At 40.5% G+C, this 18,461-nt stretch carries 12 protein-coding genes; 4 read left to right on the top strand and 8 right to left on the bottom strand.

Features of this window, described 5'->3' with window-relative positions:
• Window positions 1-7: 7 nt before the first annotated feature.
• Complete coding sequence (locus tag FUT79_RS01080; protein WP_044634921.1) at window positions 8-763, bottom strand: nitroreductase family protein; 756 nt, start codon at window positions 761-763, stop codon at window positions 8-10.
• Between the two features lie 950 nt (window positions 764-1,713).
• Between FUT79_RS01080 and FUT79_RS01075 the strand changes: the two genes are divergently transcribed.
• Window positions 1,714-2,967 (top strand): ISNCY family transposase, encoded by a 1,254-nt coding sequence (locus FUT79_RS01075; RefSeq protein ID WP_148889202.1) that lies wholly within the window; start codon window positions 1,714-1,716, stop codon window positions 2,965-2,967.
• Between the two features lie 68 nt (window positions 2,968-3,035).
• Here the strand turns inward: FUT79_RS01075 and FUT79_RS01070 are convergent, their stop codons facing one another.
• Both FUT79_RS01070 and FUT79_RS01065 read right to left on the bottom strand, forming a co-directional pair.
• Window positions 3,036-5,291 carry a leucine-rich repeat domain-containing protein gene (locus tag FUT79_RS01070; protein WP_148889201.1) on the bottom strand — a complete coding sequence of 752 codons (2,256 nt, stop codon included), beginning with the start codon at window positions 5,289-5,291 and terminating at the stop codon, window positions 3,036-3,038.
• Between the two features lie 277 nt (window positions 5,292-5,568).
• A complete protein-coding gene (locus FUT79_RS01065) occupies window positions 5,569-6,060 on the bottom strand; it encodes an IS3 family transposase (RefSeq protein WP_148878686.1) in 492 nt (163 codons plus the stop codon).
• Window positions 6,061-6,221: 161 nt separating this feature from the next.
• On the opposite strand from FUT79_RS01065, the gene FUT79_RS01060 reads away from it, so the two are divergent.
• Window positions 6,222-6,989, top strand: a complete 768-nt coding sequence (locus FUT79_RS01060) for an IclR family transcriptional regulator (protein ID WP_024751837.1) — start codon at window positions 6,222-6,224, stop codon at window positions 6,987-6,989.
• Between the two features lie 924 nt (window positions 6,990-7,913).
• Here FUT79_RS01060 and FUT79_RS01055 read toward each other — a convergent pair.
• From FUT79_RS01055 to FUT79_RS01045, 3 genes are read right to left on the bottom strand one after another with little or no spacing between them, the layout of a single operon-like run.
• The gene (locus FUT79_RS01055; protein ID WP_215905271.1) at window positions 7,914-11,102 is read right to left on the bottom strand and encodes a type III restriction-modification system endonuclease; all 3,189 of its coding nucleotides are present in this window, start codon (window positions 11,100-11,102) and stop codon (window positions 7,914-7,916) included.
• Window positions 11,102-13,060 carry a site-specific DNA-methyltransferase gene (locus tag FUT79_RS01050; protein WP_187426455.1) on the bottom strand — a complete coding sequence of 653 codons (1,959 nt, stop codon included), beginning with the start codon at window positions 13,058-13,060 and terminating at the stop codon, window positions 11,102-11,104. Before FUT79_RS01050 ends, FUT79_RS01055 begins: the two co-directional genes overlap by 1 nt.
• Window position 13,061: 1 nt before the next feature.
• On the bottom strand, window positions 13,062-13,457 hold the full coding sequence (locus FUT79_RS01045) for a phospholipase D-like domain-containing protein (RefSeq protein ID WP_148889200.1): 396 nt from the start codon (window positions 13,455-13,457) through the stop codon (window positions 13,062-13,064).
• 268 nt (window positions 13,458-13,725) lie between these two features.
• Between FUT79_RS01045 and FUT79_RS01040 the strand changes: the two genes are divergently transcribed.
• Window positions 13,726-15,105 (top strand): tryptophanase, encoded by a 1,380-nt coding sequence (locus FUT79_RS01040; protein WP_044634428.1) that lies wholly within the window; start codon window positions 13,726-13,728, stop codon window positions 15,103-15,105.
• A gap of 107 nt (window positions 15,106-15,212) precedes the next feature.
• The gene (locus FUT79_RS01035; RefSeq protein WP_024751832.1) at window positions 15,213-16,535 is read left to right on the top strand and encodes a sodium-dependent transporter; all 1,323 of its coding nucleotides are present in this window, start codon (window positions 15,213-15,215) and stop codon (window positions 16,533-16,535) included.
• Between the two features lie 112 nt (window positions 16,536-16,647).
• Here FUT79_RS01035 and nth read toward each other — a convergent pair whose 3' ends face one another.
• Both nth and FUT79_RS01025 read right to left on the bottom strand, forming a co-directional pair.
• Window positions 16,648-17,292 carry an endonuclease III gene (gene nth / locus FUT79_RS01030; protein ID WP_024751831.1) on the bottom strand — a complete coding sequence of 215 codons (645 nt, stop codon included), beginning with the start codon at window positions 17,290-17,292 and terminating at the stop codon, window positions 16,648-16,650.
• Between the two features lie 366 nt (window positions 17,293-17,658).
• Window positions 17,659-18,213, bottom strand: coding sequence for a DJ-1 family glyoxalase III (locus tag FUT79_RS01025; protein WP_024751830.1), 555 nt, complete (start codon window positions 18,211-18,213; stop codon window positions 17,659-17,661).
• Between the last annotated feature and the right edge of the window lie 248 nt (window positions 18,214-18,461).

Here is an 18,461-nt window from a genome sequence, read left to right as displayed (position 1 = left end):
CTTTTTCTTAGTTTTTTTTAATAAGTCCATGTTTTGCAAGCATTTCATCAGTATTTTTTGCGTAATGCGGTTTTGTATAAAACTCTAAAAATTTATTTATCCAATCTTCTGTTGTGTAGCCTGATTGTACCGCAAAGTCTTTCATTGTTTGGTTGTAAGCTTGTAAATCTTTTTCCTGCACCTGTGCCGCATCATAGCGATTATAAAAGACATTCACGCTGTCGGGGAGGCGCGGTTTAACCTGCGTGTTCTCATCGGGTTTTCCAATCGCGAGTCCGACAAGCGGGTACACAAATTTCGGTAATTTCAATGCTTCAATAATATGCGCTTGTTGATTGCGAATTCCTCCGATGCACACGCAGCCGAGCCTTAAACTTTCCGCCGCAACCGCCGCATTTTGCATTGCAAGCCCGATATCTACGCTTGCAATCATCAACGGCTCTGCAGAATCCGAAAGCGAAAAATCACCGCAAACCGTAAACTTATAAAAATCAATACAATACAACAAAAATACCGAGCACGCTTTTATGCTATTCATATTTTTCGCAGCCTTATCATGGGCGCCGACAACATTTACCGCAAAGTCTTCTTTTATTTTTGCATCATTAAATACAATAATACTATAAGGCTGCCCGTTCATCCATGAAGGAGCCTGCTTAGAAGCTTTGATAATTTCTTGTAAATCTTTTTCGGGAATAACATACGACGCATCAAATTTTCTAATACTGGAATGCGTTTGCAAAAGTTTAATCACTTCATTCATATCTGCCTCCAAATCGTAAGTTTAAAAAGATAATAGCACGAAGCGAACTTTAGGGCTAGTTTTACATTAGAATTTATGAAGTATTACATGCGCATATAAAGAAAAATCAAACTAATCGTTCTTTTTACCTTGATACCTCTATCAGATTTTAATGCTTCTTATATAAATCGTAAAAAATTTTATAAAAAAGAGAGCGACACAACGGTTTAGTTTTTGACGTCCGTGTCAAAACCAAACCTGCGAGTTTTAAAACTCCCTGTTATAAAAAGGAGCCCGACACGGCGCAACGGTAGGTAAACTTACCATCGGCAAAATGTAATTTCCAAATTTTTCCTGCCATTTTTGACAAAGGCAGGCAAACATCAATACTGCGTATGGGAAGCACAATAGTCCGTGGCGGTTCTGAGCTTGACAACGGTGAGCAAACTTACCATAGGGCGAAGTTTTGAAAATTTACTGTAACTTCGCCAACGAGTTTAAAAGCTTCAATTTTACAATTTTGTATTGATGCTTTTAAACATCGTTATGCAGGGCTAATTACAAAACAGTACACTTGCTTTTTACAACTCAATCTTAGCCATTTTGTTTTCTGCAAAAACACCGTATGGTTTGAGCAATACGAAAAACACCGCCGCAGGAATACCCGCAAAAAAGAAACCCCCGCCCTTAAGCGGACGGAGGTTTACTTAAAACCGCGGAAAATCGGTTACAGTTCCGTTACCTTCCCCGTATAATTACAGGGTTCGCCGGTCACCAAATCTTTTTTAGCCGCCGGAACCTTTACCTCCTTACAGCGCGAGTCTTCAATGGACTCTGCTCCAAAAGCCTCCCCGCCTATGACGGTGTGTCTTTAATCTGTGATAATTTCACCCCTATAAGTTTTCAATGAATATTTCGCCCCTATATTTTACCGAGGTGAAATTATTGACTTATTACATTACACTGGAGGAATGAAATTATTTATGAGCATTGATCAAATTACACGAGGACATGTTATCGCCAACTGCTTAGAGGGGAGATGTACGGTACAACAGGCTGCGCTTCGATTAAACCTTTCACGAAGACGCGTACAGCAATTAAAAAAGGCGTTCAAAGAAAAGGGTTTAGCAGCAATGCTGCATGGCAACAGTCAGCGTCCCTCTGCAAAGAAGACCTCGAAAGAAATTGAGCAGCGATTACTTGCGCTGCGAAGCGATCCCGCATTGTCAAAAAGCAATTTTTTGCATTTTCATGAAATAGTAACTGAAGAATATCAATTGCAGCTGTCATATTCGACTCTGCGCCGTATTCTGTTATCACATGGAATTTATTCACCAAAGAAAAGACGAACACGAAAGAAGGTGCATAAAACGCGCAATAGAAGAGCTTGCTTCGGAGAGCTGTTGCAAGTGGACGCAACCCCGTTTCCTTGGTTCGGCGGGAAAGAAAAATCCGCATTACATGCTTTTATTGATGATGCACGCGGAATGATTACCGGTCTTTATTTATGCAAAAACGAGTGCCTGCTCGGATATTTAGAAGTTCTGCGGCAGACACTCGAAAATTACGGACTCCCTGCCGCTCTTTATCCAGATAAGTGTAGCGTTTTTTTTGTTAATGCAAAAAAACAGTTATCCATTGAGGAGCAATTACAAGGAACCGAGGAACAAGTAACACAATTCGGCAAAATTATCAAGTACTTAGGAATCGATATGTTCCCGGCTCATTCATCACAAGCAAAAGGACGTGTTGAGCGATTATGGCAAACTTTACAAAGCCGACTCCCTGTTGAATTTGCACGACGCGGAATTACAACCATAGAGCAAGCAAATCAATTCTTAAAAGAGTATATCGGTATTTTCAACAAACAGTTTGGTGTTTCGGCCTGCGATTCATATTCAATGTTTGTACCGACGCCAAAAACACTCGATCTTGATAAACTGTTGTCATCGGTTATTACGCGCAAACTTTCAAGCGGTTCCACCATCTCAATCAAAAACCATTTGTTTAAAATTGAGCAGAATAAATTCGGCGCAGGCACAACGGTAAATGTATTGATTTCCCAAAAGCATGGTATACGCGCTTTAATACATGATGAATTCTATCCGATTGTACCGCTCGATGATATATACCGAACCGATACGGTTGGACGAACCGGAGACCTGCCTCAAGTAGTTATTGACTTGATTTATGAATTCTTACTTAAAGATGCAAAAGCAGGATAACTCGATGTGTTAAGGGGTGCAATTTTCATTGCAAAATTAACCCCCGTTAGGGGTGAAATATTCACTGGTTATTGACACCCGCCTATGACGGTGATGCTTGCCGGCAATGTGATAACCGCCTTTGTACAGCCCCCAAAAGCCGACTCCCCGATAGAAGTGAGGTTTGTGCATTTTGAAAGGTCAATCTTTGTTAAGTTGTTGCAGCCGGCAAAAGCGAACTCTTCGATAGATGCAAGGTTAGTGCAGGCTGAAAGGTCAGCACTTGTTAGCTCATTGCAGTCAAAAAACGCCCAGTTTCCAATGGATGTAAGCTTAGCGCAGGCTGAAAAGTCAACACTGTTTAATTTGCAGCAGTAACTAAAAGCCTTCTCACCAATGGAAGTAAGGGCGGTGCATTTTGAAAGGTCAACCTTTCTTAAGTTGTTGCAGCCGGCAAAAGCCGCCCTCCCTATCGTTGTAACGGAAGCAGGAACTATAGCGGTTTCCGCATTAGTGTCAACCATACCGATTAAAACGGTTTTGGTGTTGTCGGTAAAATAAAACTCGCCCTCCTCATGAATTGAGAAATAAATACGATCATCGAGAATACCCTTACCCTTTGCCTTTTCTTTTATTGCTTCGGTTGCTACAAAGAGCTTTGTGCTATTACATCTGTCAAAAGCCTTCTCACCGATAGACGCAAGGTTAGTGCATTTTGAAAGATTAATACTTTTTAAACTATGGCAGGAACTAAAAGCCTCATCACCAATGGAATTAAGTTCGGTGCATTTTGAAAGGTCAATACTTTTTAATCTATGGCAGGAACTAAAAGCCTTCTCACCAATGGAATTAAGTTTGGTGCAGGCTGAAAGGTCAACAGTTCTTAGATTCCAGCACTCTTTAAAAGCCAAGCCCCCGATAGAAGTGAGGTTTATGCATTTTGAAAGATCAACCTTTGCTAAGTCGCTGCAGCCGGCAAAAGCCCTCTCTCCGATGGCAGTAACGGGTTTTCCGTGTATTTTATGCGGAATTACAATAGTTTGCAATGATTCATCATTACAACTAATAATCACACCATCTGTTACGGTAAAGGGCGTTGAAACAGCATAGATAGTTGTTGCCACATCAAATTTTGACGTATCCTGTAATTCGGCACCGTTTGCACCATTTAGTTTCCATACATCAAGCTGATAGCCGTCTTTAAACGTTACGCCGCTTATTTTTGTCTTCACATCTGCCCACGTGCTGCCTTCAGTAACAGGGATGCGTGTCTGCAAAAAATTTACGTTGCTATCCCCTGCGAGGGTTATAACAATTGGTTTTTTTTCTCTTGATACGGCATAGATGGTTGCGCTTTCGTTAAATATGTAGTCATCGCTTAAATTGGTACCGCTTTCATCGTTCAGCTTCCATACATCAAGCTGATAGCCGTCTTTAAACGTTACGCCGGTTATTTTTGCCTTTACTTCCGCCCACGTGCTGCCCTCAAAAACAGAGGTGCTTGTCTGCGAAAGAATTACATTGCTATCACCTCTTAAAGTTACGGTAATCACTTTTTTCGACACGGCAAAAATAGTTGTGTCTGCCTCAAATGTGTCGGTATCCTTTAGGTCATTGCCGCTTGCATCGTTCAGTTTCCATACATCAAGCGTATAGCTCGGTTCAAAATTTGTAATGGCAGAGATTTTTGCCTTTACTTCCGCCCACGTGCTGCCCTTGAAAACAGAGATGCTTGTCTGCGAAAAATTTACCTTGCCATCGCCTGTTAAAGTTACGGTAATCACTTTTTTCGACACGGCAAAAATAGTTGTGTCTGCCTCAAATGTGTCGGTATCCTTTAGGTCATTGCCGCTTGCATCGTTCAGTTTCCAACCAGCAAGTTGATAGCCTTCTTTAAAGGTTACGCCGGTTATTTTTTCTTTTACCGTTTTAAATGAAGCTCCCCTGTCTGCGGAAAGGCTTGCCGATGAGAAGGTTACATTGCTGTCTCCCTTTAGGCTAATCGTAACATACTTAGACTGTGACGTAACAAAAACGATTGTGTCTTTAGTAAAAACATCGGTATCGGTTAAAGCTTTTCCGTTTGCATCGTTCAGCTTCCAAGCGGCAAGTTCATAGCCTTCTTTAAAGCTTATTTTGGTAATTGCATCATTTTTGATTTTTCCCCAAGTATCTCCTTTTACTGCGGAAATGTTTTTTTGATAACCAAGCACCGTATTATCGTCGCCCGTAAGTGTGACCGTAATAATGTTTTTTTTGTTTACTTTACACCCGCTTAAAACTCCAAGCCCGGCAAGGGCTAATCCAACGAGAAGCATTGTTCTCAAAATCAATTGTTTTTTCATTGATGTTTCCTCCTGCTAAAATTTTGTATATTAAAAAGCCTCCGGATACACGGGTACCCGTAAACTGCTTTTCCGGAGCAACCTCCCCTCGCCGCAAAAGAAGACAGCAAAAAAGCCCATACGCCATAACAGCACAGGAGCGTACGGTAAGCATGCAAAACCTAAAAAAGAGAAGATAAGAAAATAGAAAAAGAATATTTGCCGTCCGAGCGGAACTATTTTTTCGGTGGTGAGGGGTGTACTGCCCCCCATTTTTTGGACACGAAAGTTATTTTTTTTAAGCAACCTGCGTTCTAAAATCAACAGGTGACTTCCAACCTAATTTTTTTTGAATTCTTTCATTGTTAAAGAATTCAATGTACTTACCTATAAGTTCTTCCATCTGTTTATAAGTGAGTAATCCATTTTTCAATGTATCATAATAACCACTTTCACATTTAATGGTTCCAAAAAAGTTTTCTATGCAGGCATTATCCCAACAGTTTCCACGCCGGCTCATACTTTGTATCATCCCAAGCTCAGTCAGTTTTTCTCGGTACGCATGTGATGTATACGTTGTTCCTTGATCGCTATGTAGCAGGGCTTCGGCAGCCCGTAACCTGCCCCTTTGGAGTGCTGATTCCAAACGATGTTTTGCCTGATACTCCAGCGTAAGCAGGCAAAACTCGTAGACAAACCAAAGATAGAAATTCCAAAGACTCGCCGTTGCGCCGTGTCGAGCTCCTTTTATGGTTTTTTCGTCGATCCATTGTTGGCGGGTATCTGCCAAATCTTCAGTAACAGTGATTTTTTATAAGATGTTTTATAGGCTTTTATCGGCTGATTATCCATTATACATGAGAAGAGTTTTCGCAGCTCTTGTCATGCGCAGAGAGTTTTGCTATTTGTACTTTTCTTTAAAATACTATATACTTCCAACCGGTGAAAATTATGGTAGAAGAAAAGATTCAATCTATTGAAAGAGTATTTAAAATACTGGAGGCGTTTAAACATTTTTCAGATGGGGCGGGACTTACGGAGTTAAGCGAATATGTTGATTTACATAAATCAACTGTTCATAGGTTTTTAAGCACATTGATTGTTCTTGGGTATGTAAAAAAAGATGAAAATAATAAATATAATTTAACTTTAAAGTTGTACACGTTAGCACGGCATAAAACAACGGACTTGGATTTAATAACAATCTGTCACAAACATTTAAAAGAGTTTTCTAAAACCATTAATGAAGTGATTCATTTAGTGATGCAAGATGATATTTATGCGGTATACATTGATAAAATTGATTCCACTAATGCAATCACATTGCAATCAAAGGTTGGAAGGAGGGCTTTGCTTGTAAGTACTTCGGTCGGCAAAGCAATGCTCTCCAACTGTTCATATGATGAAATACGTGAAATTTGGGATAGGAGTTCTCAGGTAAAGACTACCGAAAATCGCATTACCGATTTTAATGTATTTTGCAAAGAGTTGGAAAAGATCCGACAGACAAGAATCGCCGTTGATAACGAAGAGAACGAGCTTGGCGTATATTGTGTCGGCACTGCTATATACGGAGCAACCGGAGAAGTAAAAGGGGCAATATCGATAACCGGACCGACTTTCAGAATGAAAGAAAAAATCAATGACGAGCTTTACGCAAAACTTTTACATACTGCGGATATTATTTCAAAAGAATTGGGATATGCAATTGACTCTTAATATTTTGCTTTTTAAATTCGATTCTATTTTTAGTTTTTGGTCCAAGAGTTTCGGTAAAAGCATTCTTTTCTAAGAATTCAATTTCTTCGTCGAAAAAATCGTAATCAATGCGTTTAACGATAAAGTTCATATAATTGTGTAAAAAAGAAAGGTCATAGCAGCTTTATTTGTGTATATGAAAAAGTCAAAAATCCTACTAAGGAGACTGCATATGACCGAAGACAATACTACACTATATTCAAAGGAATTGCAAATACTTATTCAATTGCGTTACGGAAAATCAATAGCATGCGTACATAGTATAACGTTTTTTTAATAAGTCGATTCGTTTTTTAATACATCTTACCCAAAACATAAAAAATTTTATAAAAAAGAGTTCGACACAACGGTTTCATTTTGCCATCCGTGGCAAAATGAAACCTGCGAGTTTTAAAAGCACTTGAAAGCGGCTGTGCTTTTAAAACGTCGCTACTGCATGGAACCACTGCCATCCGTGGCAGTACTGAGTTTTGCCGTCCGTGGCAAAATGAAACCTATGAGTTTGAAAACTCCTGTTTATATAGCTGTGGTAGTTTTCAAACTCAATTCTGTTTAGAACCACCGCCATCCGTGGCGGTTCTGATTTTGGTCCGTGTCAAAAACTAAACCTGCGAGTTTTAAAGCTTTGCAAATAGTCTTGCTTTAAAACATCGTTCGGAATTTAGCACCGGTGGGCAATTTACCATAGGAATGCTTAAAATCCGCAGTCACTTATTGTTGATGCCCCGATTTGTATAACAGGGAAGTTAATTACAAAACGCTACAATAGTGCCGGCGAGTATGAGCGAGCGATGAAACAAAACGGGCATCGCTGTGGAACAAGCATTCGCGCCTGCCCGATTTTCGGCTTAAATCTTCGCCATCATCTCGCGCAAAACCTTATTTCTATTTAATCTTTCCCATTACCTCGAGTAACGTATCATAACTATCCACCTCGTGATAGCGCACCTTGCTTTCCTCGAGTTTAAGTTCATTAAATAATTTTTTAGCACAAAAAATTTTTGTTTGCTCTATCGGGCGTAGCTGTAAACTGTCCATCGAGCCCTTTGTTTCGGCGATAAAGAAAATATGTTTTACCGTACCTTTTTTAAACGAGATCGCCCAGTCAGGAGAATAATTTCCAACAGGCGTGGGGATATAAAACCCGCGCGGTCCCTTCGGTAACTTAGCATAAACAATAACTTCGTCGGCATTATCAAGAGCGGATGCAAATTTTCCTTCAACACTGTCTTTTACAGATCCGTCAACAAACACATAGTTTTGAATAGAACGCTTTGCAGTAAAAGCTTTTTTAAACTCATCGGAAGAGCGGCTCGTGTTAAAAATATCTTGGCTGTATGGATCTTCACCGCTTATCTTATAAGAGATATGTTCTATGACAACAGCAGCTTTTTGACTGTTTATAATGTCTGATATTTTAGAAATAAAAATTTCGGGATTGTACGCAAACAAGTTTAATTTTTCTCTTGTAATTCCTTTTAATATTGCGGCAACTGTTTTCCGGGTGAGCGTTGTGTGTTCCGCAATTTTGCCGATAAGATCATACTCGACAAAGTTGCCCGCCACCCTATCGAGGATTATTGTTTGCGTTGCCTGCGTTTTGAACACCTCACCTTCCTGCTCGCCTGTGGTACGCTTATACATGGGCTTGGGCACAAAGAGTTCTTTGTTAATTGCCTCAATAGATTTTTGTATAAGCTCGGCACTTTCGAAATCTACAGTGTAGGCATAGCGTTTGTTAATTTGCTCCCATAGCTCTTTGAATTTTTCCCAGTTATCATTATTGATAGAATTCTCCTTCACCTTTGCGCAGTGTCCGTTGGACATAAGCCCTTCCAAACCTGAAGGAGCGTAAATGCCTTGCACAAGATTATGAATGCTGTCGGCAACAGGAGCGAGTTTTTCCGGCAGCGGAGCAAAGTTACCGGTTTCGCTTGCATCGCGATAGACATCCGTCACTTTGCCATTATCATCGATATACTCGTTGCGGACAAAATAATTATATGCAGCTCTTGCTTCTGCAGCTTCAAAGGTAAAAGTTTCACCGTCCGGTAAATATAAACTTCTATGCTCAAAATAATCAATACTTAGTGTTCGCGGACGTTCATAAAGGGCCTCTTCAATATCTTTTTGTAAGCCGTCAATAAATTTGTTATAACTTTCGTTTGCAACAACTGTAAGCTTGTTTACACTATGGACAAGGGCTTCGCCTAAGACTTCAGCGTCTTGCCGCTCGCCTTCAATGTTTACACAAAGGCGCAAACCTCGCCCGACTTCCTGTCGTCTTGTAGTATCGCTATTAGAATGTTTTAATGCGCAAATCTGAAAGACATTAGGATTATCCCAGCCTTCGCGCAAAGCCGAATGCGAAAAAATAAACCGCGCATCTTCTTCAAATGAGAGAAGGCGTTCTTTGTTTTTGAGAATAAGATCATAGGCGGAGTCATCATTCGAGAAGCTGTCACCGCGTTTAATCTTGCTGTCGACTGAGCGTCCTGTTTTTTTATCAATTGAAAAATAACCGCAATGCGTAGACTGCACATTAATCCGTCGTAAGTATTTAGCATAATCGGGACTTAAATTCTTATCGTCCAACACGTTCTTTAATGCAGCCTCGTACTCTTCTTCAAATATTTTTCCGTAGTCTCCAAGCAGTGCATCTCCTTCTTTATTGTATTGGCGATACTTATCTACTTTATCGATAAAGAAAAGTGAAAGACACTTAATGCCTTGCGTAAATAAGGCTTCTTCTTTTTCAAAATGAGAGGCGATGGTTTCACGAATTTGAATACGGCGGATATAGTCTTCGCTTATATCTCCGCTTGCTTCGCCCACAGCAAGTTCTTCACCGTTACTAAATGTTACTAAAGACCTAATAGGGCTAATCTCCGCAATGGAAATATTTTTATATTGTTCAAGATTATTTGACTTTATATACAAACTATCGCCAACATTAAAAAAATAGGTTTCGCGTTTTATTTCATTGGCGCGTTTTACTTTAAGTTCCAAGCGGGCACGCGGCGGCTTTTTAGGGCTTATATCAATTGAAGAAAGATAGAGATAGCACTCTGAGCCACCAATATTTTTTACATCAAAGCCCTTTACTTCAATTTTTTTAACAAGCTTTTTTTTAAAAGCATCGAGAGCATCAAGCACGTAGACAAGGTTGTGACTTTTCTTGTGAGTTGCAGAATAATTGATAGAAAACAACGGATTGAAGTTTTTCTTTAATGCCTCCTGCGTAGCCGCTCCCTGCATTTTTTGCGGTTCATCGAGTATAATAATCGGGCGGTTTGCCTTAATGAGATCAATCGGTCTGCGGCTGTTGAACCGGTCACGCTTGTCATAGATAATACGCTTGTTCTTTTTGGTGTTAAAGGCTTGCATATTGATAATCATCACGTTAATTCCGGAGGACTGAGAAAACTCTTCCAACTGATGAAGGTTGTCTGAATCGTAGATAAAGAACCGAGCCTTTAAACCGTAAAGCTCCATAAAATGTTCTTGCGTTATTTCAAATGATTTTTTTACACCCTCGCGGATGGCAATGCTCGGCACAACTACAATGAATTTACTCCAACCGTAATTTTTATGAAGCTCAAACATTGTTTTAATATAGCAATAGGTTTTGCCCGTGCCTGTTTCCATTTCTACATCGATGGAGACGGTACCCAATTCTTTAACAAGATTATTCGAGTATTTAATATTATTTTCTTTTTGCAGGGTCTGAATATTTTTCAGTAGTTCCTCATCAGACAATTTGATATCGGTATTGCGGTAAGCGGCTTCGATAAACTCCATATCCTCTTCGGAGATTTGTAAATTGGCTTTATGATATAGTTCGGTAAGATGCCGGCGTCTTTCATCTTCGTTTTCAAACACCAAGATGGGTTGTCTATATTTTTGAGAGTCGTGCACGCCCTGCCCTTCACGCTTACCTAAGTCAAAGCGATATTTACTCATGCCGGAATTGGGCTGTCCTGCAAAAACCCTTACAACACTTTCAACGGCCTCAGTTTGAAATTTCTGTGTTTTAAATTGAAATTTCATTTCCTTTTTTTTTGTGCCTGTCATTACAGTATCCTCCTGATAGTATTCGGAGAGTGTGTTTTAAACACTTGTTCAAAGTTGCTCAGTACGGCGTCGTTTGTAAAACTGCCGTCTCGGAAAACCGCATAATGGGGTTTGCGTTTTGCAATTTTAGTTATCAGTGCAATATCTACGCGTTCAAAGCACGCAATTAAATAATTATCATTTACACAGAGCAAATTATTATCGCGAGTGATTTTTGCCGAAAGCGGAATACCGAGGTCGAGCATAACCTGAAACAATAAGTCTTCGTCCGAGCGGTCTTCTTTAATATTATCTGTAAGCCCATCAAGATTAAAATCCTGTTGTGTGTATTCATCCGGCGTATAATACACCTCTTTCATATTAGAACTGTCGAGTTTTAGGACGCGGAAGCCTCCATCAAATTTTGCATCAGGGTTTTCTTTCCGAATTTTTTCGGCAGCTCGACGAATACGCTCCTTACCGATTTCGCAAATGTTTTTATATCCCGCCTTGGTCGCCTCGCTTTTTTCATTCGTGAGTTCCTGTATTTGTACCATAATATATTTTCGATTGCCACCGTCTTCGGCATTTAGCTGCATCACAGCGTGAGCTGTTGTTGCGGAGCCGGAGAAAAAATCGAGGATGAGGGAGTTAGATGAAAGACTTCCTAAACGTAGAATTTCTCGAATAAATGTCTCAGATTTCGGAAAGTTAAAAATCTTTTCTCCATCAAATAGTACAGAAAGTTCAGGGGTAGCATTAAAATTGGCATATTCTTTTCCCGTAAATTCCAGTGAATTATAAGGATTTTGTCTACTTATGGTATTTCCATCATTATCCATGAGCTCATAAGATTTTGTATATACTTTATATTTCCCTGACCTTGTCGCTTTAAATACAATCATGCCTTGAGAAATCCCCCACTGTACTTTTTTTGATGACCATCGCCAACACCATTTTTTGTCATGGAATCCTTCTCCAGGCCATATTTCTACACCGTCAGGACCAAGTATAGGATAGTTTAGAGAGTCTGAATACTGAATACTATTTTTATTCAGTTGCGTCAGATAAAAACGCCCCCTACTCTCTATGTAGTCATCACTTTCTTTATATAACCTAATGCGTTCTTCTTCAGATTTCTCTTTTTGCCTTAACCTGATTTTATCCATATTCTTAGAATAAATAAAAAGATATTCATGAAAAACGGATATTGTTTTTACATCATTTTTACCAGAATTTATAGTTCGCCTTATACAGCACCCAACAAAATTCCTCTCACCAAAAATTTCATCACAGACTTTTCTTAAATTGTGAACTTCATTATCGTCTATGCTAATAAAAATAACGCCGTCATCACTGAGTAAGTCTTTTGCGAGGCGCAGGCGCGGGTAAATCATATTGAGCCAATCGGTGTGGAAGCGTCCGTTGGCCTCAGTATTTTTTACAAGGCGGTTTCCCTGTTCGTCGTAATCGCCGGAACGGGCGACATAGTCGGCGGCGGATTCGGTAAAGTCGTCTTCATATACAAACTCTTTGCCCGTGTTGTACGGCGGATCAATGTAGATCATCTTTACTCTGTTTAAATATGTTTCGCGCAAAAGTTTAAGCACATCGAGGTTGTCGCCCTCGATGTAGAGGTTTTCGGTATTGTCAAAATCAACGCTTTCCTCTCTGCATGGACGAAGAGCGGCGGCAATAGGCATATTGGCAAGCACAACACTCTTGCGCTTATCGGGCCAAGTAAATTGATAGCGTTCTTCCATGCCTGATATAACGCGTATGTTAATTTCCTGCGCAAGTTTGTCCGCATCAATAGCACGGATTTTCTCTCCGTTTTCATCAATCGTTTCCGTAACGGCATTCGGGAACATGCGGCTTAGGGCGGCAAAGTTTGCGTCCGCAATATTTTCTGTACGCATTTTAAGTTTGCCTGTTTTGCTTTTCTCCATTTCCGATTTACCCATTTCGACCTTGTCCATTTTAAATTTCCTCCAAATCTATTTTTAGGTTTTTTATTTTTTTAAAAAGATTCATTTTGTGTGTGGCTGCGGCCATATAAAATTTATCGCCATTCGATAGAGTTGCCGCCAAATCATCCTTGACGGTTTTATTTGCATTATCGAGTATTTGCATGATATGACTCACTCGACGTACATGTTGTTTGAAGGATTCTTGCATCAAAATAATTGCATGGATAAGCATATCCAAGCTTTTACCATTATGAGCGGCTTTAAAATTTAAGAGATTCAGAAATTTATGAGTGGTAATATAATTTTTAAGACAAAAAATAACCGAATTGTTTTTTTTATGAGTGGTTTTGGAATAAGGATATGTTACATGAGAGAGAGAGAGAGAGAGAGAGAGAGCAACTCCCATGCCAAGGTCGAATGAATGGAAGAACTATTTAAACAATGCATCTCTGACATAAAATAACGAGCTCCTTATTATTGCAACTTGGTAAAAGTGTAGTTTATACCATCCACAAATGATTTTAACACAGTTTTAGAGAAATTGCCAGAACCCGTTTCGCGACTGTCTTTAATCAGTGATAATTTCAACCCTATATTTTACCGAGTTGAAATTCTTGACTTCTGGGAATCGCCGTGTTACAATTTCTTAACCTTGTAACGAGAAGGGAGGCTTTATGAAAAAATATGTGGCAGAACCGTTTCGTATTAAAATGGTAGAAACAATTAAAATGACCAGCAAGGCGGAGCGGAAAAAGAAGCTTGAAAAGGCTTTTTATAATGTTTTTAATCTTCGCGGAGAAGATGTTTACATTGATTTGCTCACCGATTCCGGAACAAACGCAATGAGTGCCGACCAATGGGCGGGGATCATGCACGGAGATGAGGCTTATGCGGGCGCGCGCAGTTATTATCATTTGATTGATGCCGGCAAGGATATTTTCGGGTATGAGTTTATTCAGCCAGTACATCAGGGGCGTGCCGCGGAAAAAGTTGTCTTTCCGCTTATTTTAGGGAAAGGCAAGATTGCGATCTCCAATATGTTTTTTGACACAACGAGAGCGCATGTTGAGCTTGCCGGCGCACGCGCAGTTGATTGCGTTGTAGAAGAAGCAAAACATCCGCAAGTACAAAGTCCTTTTAAGGGAAACATGGATGTTAAAAAACTTGAAGAAAAAATAAATGAGTACGGGAAAGAGAATGTCGGGCTTATTGTAATGACTATCACCAATAACTCCGCCGGCGGGCAGCCAGTTTCTATAGAAAACATGCGTCAAGTTGCCGCTATTGCAAAAAAGTACGGCATTCCCCTTGATATTGATGCGGCGCGATATGCTGAAAATGCGTATTTTATTAAGCAGCGCGAAGAAGAGTTTAAAAAATCGTCAATAAAAGCGATTATAAAAGAGATGTTCAGCTATGCGGACATGTTCACCATGAGTGCAAAAAAAGATGCCATTGTGAATATGGGCGGACTTATCGGAATCAAAAGAGATGCCGAGCTGTATCAGAAAATAAAAGGAAATTGTATTTCTTATGAAGGCTTTATTACCTACGGAGGACTTTCGGGACGCGACCTTGAAGCGCTTGCAATCGGTTTGTATGAAGGCTTGGAGGAAGACTATCTAAAGTATCGGATCGGGCAGATGGAATATCTTGCGGGGCTTTTAGACGATGCGAAGATCGCTTACCAGTCGCCTGTCGGCGGGCACGGAGTTTTTATTGACGCAAAAGCTTTGCTGCCGCATATTCCGTATCATCAATTCCCGGGACAAGCGCTCGCTTTAGAGCTGTATCTTGAGGCGGGTATTCGCGCCTGCGATATCGGTTCGTATATGCTGGGCAATGACCCCGATACCGGCAAACAGCTGCAAGCGGATTTTGAGTTTACCCGCCTTGCTATTCCGCGCAGAGTGTATACTCAGTCTCATCTTGATATAATTGCGGAAGCTTTAATCACTATTAAAAAACATGCGGATAAGGTACCGGGATATAAAATCACGTGGGAACCGCCCGTATTGCGGCATTTTCAGGCGCATTTGGAGCCAATGAAATAACTAAAAAGATTCAAGCAGAACAGTAAAATGCGGTCTACTTGATATTAATACCGGCTGTGTTTTGCACGGTCTCCCCTGCAAAACACATGAACATTTACGGAGGGAGTATGAAAAAACAAGAGGACAGAGAGCTTTTCGGCTCCGACTTTGGATTTATTATTGCCTGTATCGGTTCTGCCGTTGGAATGGGGAATATATGGCTCTTCCCTTTCAGAGCGGGACAGCTTGGCGGGGCGGCCTTTCTCATTCCTTATATCATCTTTGTGGTACTGATCGGCTATGTGGGAATCGTTGAAGAAATGTCTTTCGGGCGCGCAATGCAGACGGGGCCGCTCGGAGCCTTTAAAAAAGCAACCGCAATGCACGGGAACAACAGCGGTGAGTTTATTGGCTGGATACCGGTTATCGGATCGCTCGGAATCGCAATCGGCTATGCTATTGTGGTTGGTTGGATCTTGAAATTTACAATAGGATCTTTTACCGGTTCAATGATAGGGGCCGAAAACTCGGGTGCATATTTCGGAGCTATTGCCGGTAAATTCGGAAGTCTCGGCTGGCATGTTATGGGATTAGCTATAACATTTATTATCATGATTGCCGGAATTTCTTCGGGTATAGAGTTTGTCAATAAATTTATGATGCCCGCTTTTTTTGTCATGTTTATTATCTTGGCAATCAGAGCGGCAACCCTTCCCGGAGCGGGATCGGGCTACGCTTTTTTAACGCAGCCGGACTGGACAAAACTCGCTGATCCGAAAACATGGGTGTATGCGCTGGGGCAAGCATTCTTTTCGCTGTCATTGGCGGGAAGCGGAACTGTTGTGTACGGCAGCTATTTAAGCGATAAAGAAAGCACCACCAAAAGCGCAAAATACGTTGCAATATTCGATACTATTGCAGCAATACTTGCAGCATTGGTTATTATACCTTCAGTATTTGCATACGGGATTGAACCGACAGCAGGACCGCCTCTTATGTTTATTACCATGCCGATGGTTTTTAAGGAAATGCCTTTCGGTGCAATTTTTGCCGCAATCTTTTTCGTTGCTGTTTTGTTTGCGGGCGTTAGCTCGCTTATCAACTTGTTTGAAACACCGGTAGAAGCTTTGCAGAACAAATTCAAACTCAGCCGACTTGCCTCTGTTTCGATCATACTCGGCTTGGCACTTCTTGTTGGTGTTTTCCTTGAAAGCGGAGATAATCTCGGCAAATGGATGGATGTGGTAAGTATTTATGTTATTCCGCTCGGAGCTTTGCTTTCCGCAATCATGTTCTTCTGGGTTGCCGGAAAAGACCTTGTGCTGAAAGAGATTGCAAAGCCGCAGCTCGAACCAGCCCATAGCAGTTTTTACATTATGGGCAAGTATGTATTCTGCGGGGCAACATTGATTGTCTACATACTCGGTATTTTTTACGGAGGAATTGGATAATTTTTTAGGATAAGTCCTCACAAAAAAACTGAAGCCCTTGAAACGCCGTCTTGCAAAAATACAGAAAGGTCGGGTTCAAGGGCTTTGTTTTTATTTCAGAAAAAAAGGTCTTCTATATGGCCTCAACTCCGTTTTTACAGCAAATATCTTCCAAAAAACATTCGGCGCATTTCGGTTTGCGGGCTTGGCAAATATAGCGCCCGTGCAGCAAAATCCAATGATGAGCATTCGGCAAAAACTCTTCGGGAGTTATCCGCAGTAAATCCTCTTCAACCTCGCGGGGAGTTTTCCCATCCGATAGACCAATGCGCGGTGCCGTGCGAAGTATATGCGTATCAACGGCGATTGCCGGCATGCCGAACCCGATATTCAAAACCACATTTGCAGTTTTTCTTCCGACGCCGGGCAGGCTTTCAAGCGCCTCCCTGCTGCACGGCACCTTTCCGCCAAACTCTCGCAGAATTTGTTCGCTTAATCCGATAATTCGTTTTGCTTTTGTCGGATATAAATTGATTGTTTTTATGTACTCTTTTAAATTTTCTTCCCCCAGCTTAAGTATTTCTTCGGGGCTTGACGCAACCTCAAATAAAACCTTTGTTGCCTTGTTTACGCCGACATCGGTCGCCTGAGCGGAGAGCACCACCGCAACCAAAAGCGTAAAAGTATTCTTCCAATATAATTCGCCCTTAGGTTCGGGATTATTTGATTGCCAGCGCTTAAAAACTTCGTAAATTGCCTTTTTATCCAAGAGTCTCACAGTTAAAGGTTTAATGGAATACGACAAAACAATCAAGCAGGCAATTATTTTACTCTCACGGTATGGATAGAACCTGTTGATTACCATTACCTTGAGCAGTTTGCATTGAATGAAAAGTTAAAGTCGGGCTAACTGAAATTCTAAAACGTGCAGAAATACTTTTGACAATAACCTTTAAAATATTCCGTATGGTGAAAAAGTTCTTAACCTACTGAATATAAGGATATATAAGTAGTTTTACTGATTTTTGTTTGCCGGGCATGTACCGCTTATAAAAGTTTTTATGTTTAGATCATATAACCTGCACTATTTTATAATTCTTTAAGTCGGTACACGCCTTCTGTTTTTACAAAATATAAGAAAGGCTTACCTTGCTACAATTGATTTTTTTAACTCTTGTAAGGCTGTTTTACCGCTCACTGCTTCTATTAATGCAAATGAGAATTCCTCCGCAGCACCTGCGCCGCAACCTGTGATGATGTTTCCGTCTCGCACAACGCGCTCGCCTTGTAAAGGCTTTGTTGCAAGGTCTTCACCCATTCCGGGATAACAGGTAAATTTTTTACCGTCAAGCATTCCCCATTTTCCAAGAGTAAGAACGGGCGCAGCACAAATAGCAGCAATAATTCCGCCGTTTTTATGTACCGCTTTAACAAAATTTTCCACCGCTTCGGACTCTCCTAAACTTTTGCTATTATCGAGTCCTCCGGGCAATACTACAAGTAAAGTTTCATCCGTCTTTTCAAGCACTTCATTTAATTCAGTATCACAAATAATAGTAACATTTCGAGGAGATTTTACCTGTCGCGTTCCTACGCCTACAACAACTGTTTCTATATTTGCTCTTCTTAAATAATCAATCGGCGTAATTGCCTCAACTTCTTCAAATCCATTCGCGATAAATACATATGCTTTTTTCATACTTTTACCTCCCATTATTAATGTATGATAATATGCTATAAGTATACACATTATTCCGCAATAAGTACAGAGCAGGAAATTTTACACACAGGCTTTACGCATAAACAATAGGCGGGCGTTCCTTGAATCCCACTTTTAGGCGAAGTAAAAGTATATTACTAACACTTCGCCCGTGTTGCGCACCACGAAGCTCAAGGTCTTGTAAAATTTATTCGCTTATACTTTGCATTAAGGGAATGTAAATTTCA

Source organism: Treponema phagedenis, from assembly GCF_008153345.1.
In the GTDB taxonomy this organism is placed as follows: Bacteria; Spirochaetota; Spirochaetia; order Treponematales; family Treponemataceae; genus Treponema; species Treponema phagedenis.
Note: the sequence above shows the minus strand (reverse complement) of the source record. Positions and strands in the feature narration are given on the sequence as shown.

Bases quoted from the DNA above. Each gene is read 5' to 3' on its own strand.
- FUT79_RS01080 (WP_044634921.1), bottom strand. From the start codon at position 763: ATGAATGAAGTGATTAAACTTTTGCAAACGCATTCCAGTATTAGAAAA.
- FUT79_RS01075 (WP_148889202.1), top strand. From the start codon at position 1,714: ATGAAATTATTTATGAGCATTGATCAAATTACACGAGGACATGTTATC.
- FUT79_RS01070 (WP_148889201.1), bottom strand. From the start codon at position 5,291: ATGAAAAAACAATTGATTTTGAGAACAATGCTTCTCGTTGGATTAGCC.
- FUT79_RS01060 (WP_024751837.1), top strand. From the start codon at position 6,222: ATGGTAGAAGAAAAGATTCAATCTATTGAAAGAGTATTTAAAATACTG.
- FUT79_RS01055 (WP_215905271.1), bottom strand. From the start codon at position 11,102: ATGACAGGCACAAAAAAAAAGGAAATGAAATTTCAATTTAAAACACAG.
- FUT79_RS01050 (WP_187426455.1), bottom strand. From the start codon at position 13,060: ATGGACAAGGTCGAAATGGGTAAATCGGAAATGGAGAAAAGCAAAACA.
- FUT79_RS01045 (WP_148889200.1), bottom strand. From the start codon at position 13,457: ATGGGAGTTGCTCTCTCTCTCTCTCTCTCTCTCTCTCATGTAACATAT.
- FUT79_RS01040 (WP_044634428.1), top strand. From the start codon at position 13,726: ATGAAAAAATATGTGGCAGAACCGTTTCGTATTAAAATGGTAGAAACA.
- FUT79_RS01035 (WP_024751832.1), top strand. From the start codon at position 15,213: ATGAAAAAACAAGAGGACAGAGAGCTTTTCGGCTCCGACTTTGGATTT.
- FUT79_RS01025 (WP_024751830.1), bottom strand. From the start codon at position 18,213: ATGAAAAAAGCATATGTATTTATCGCGAATGGATTTGAAGAAGTTGAG.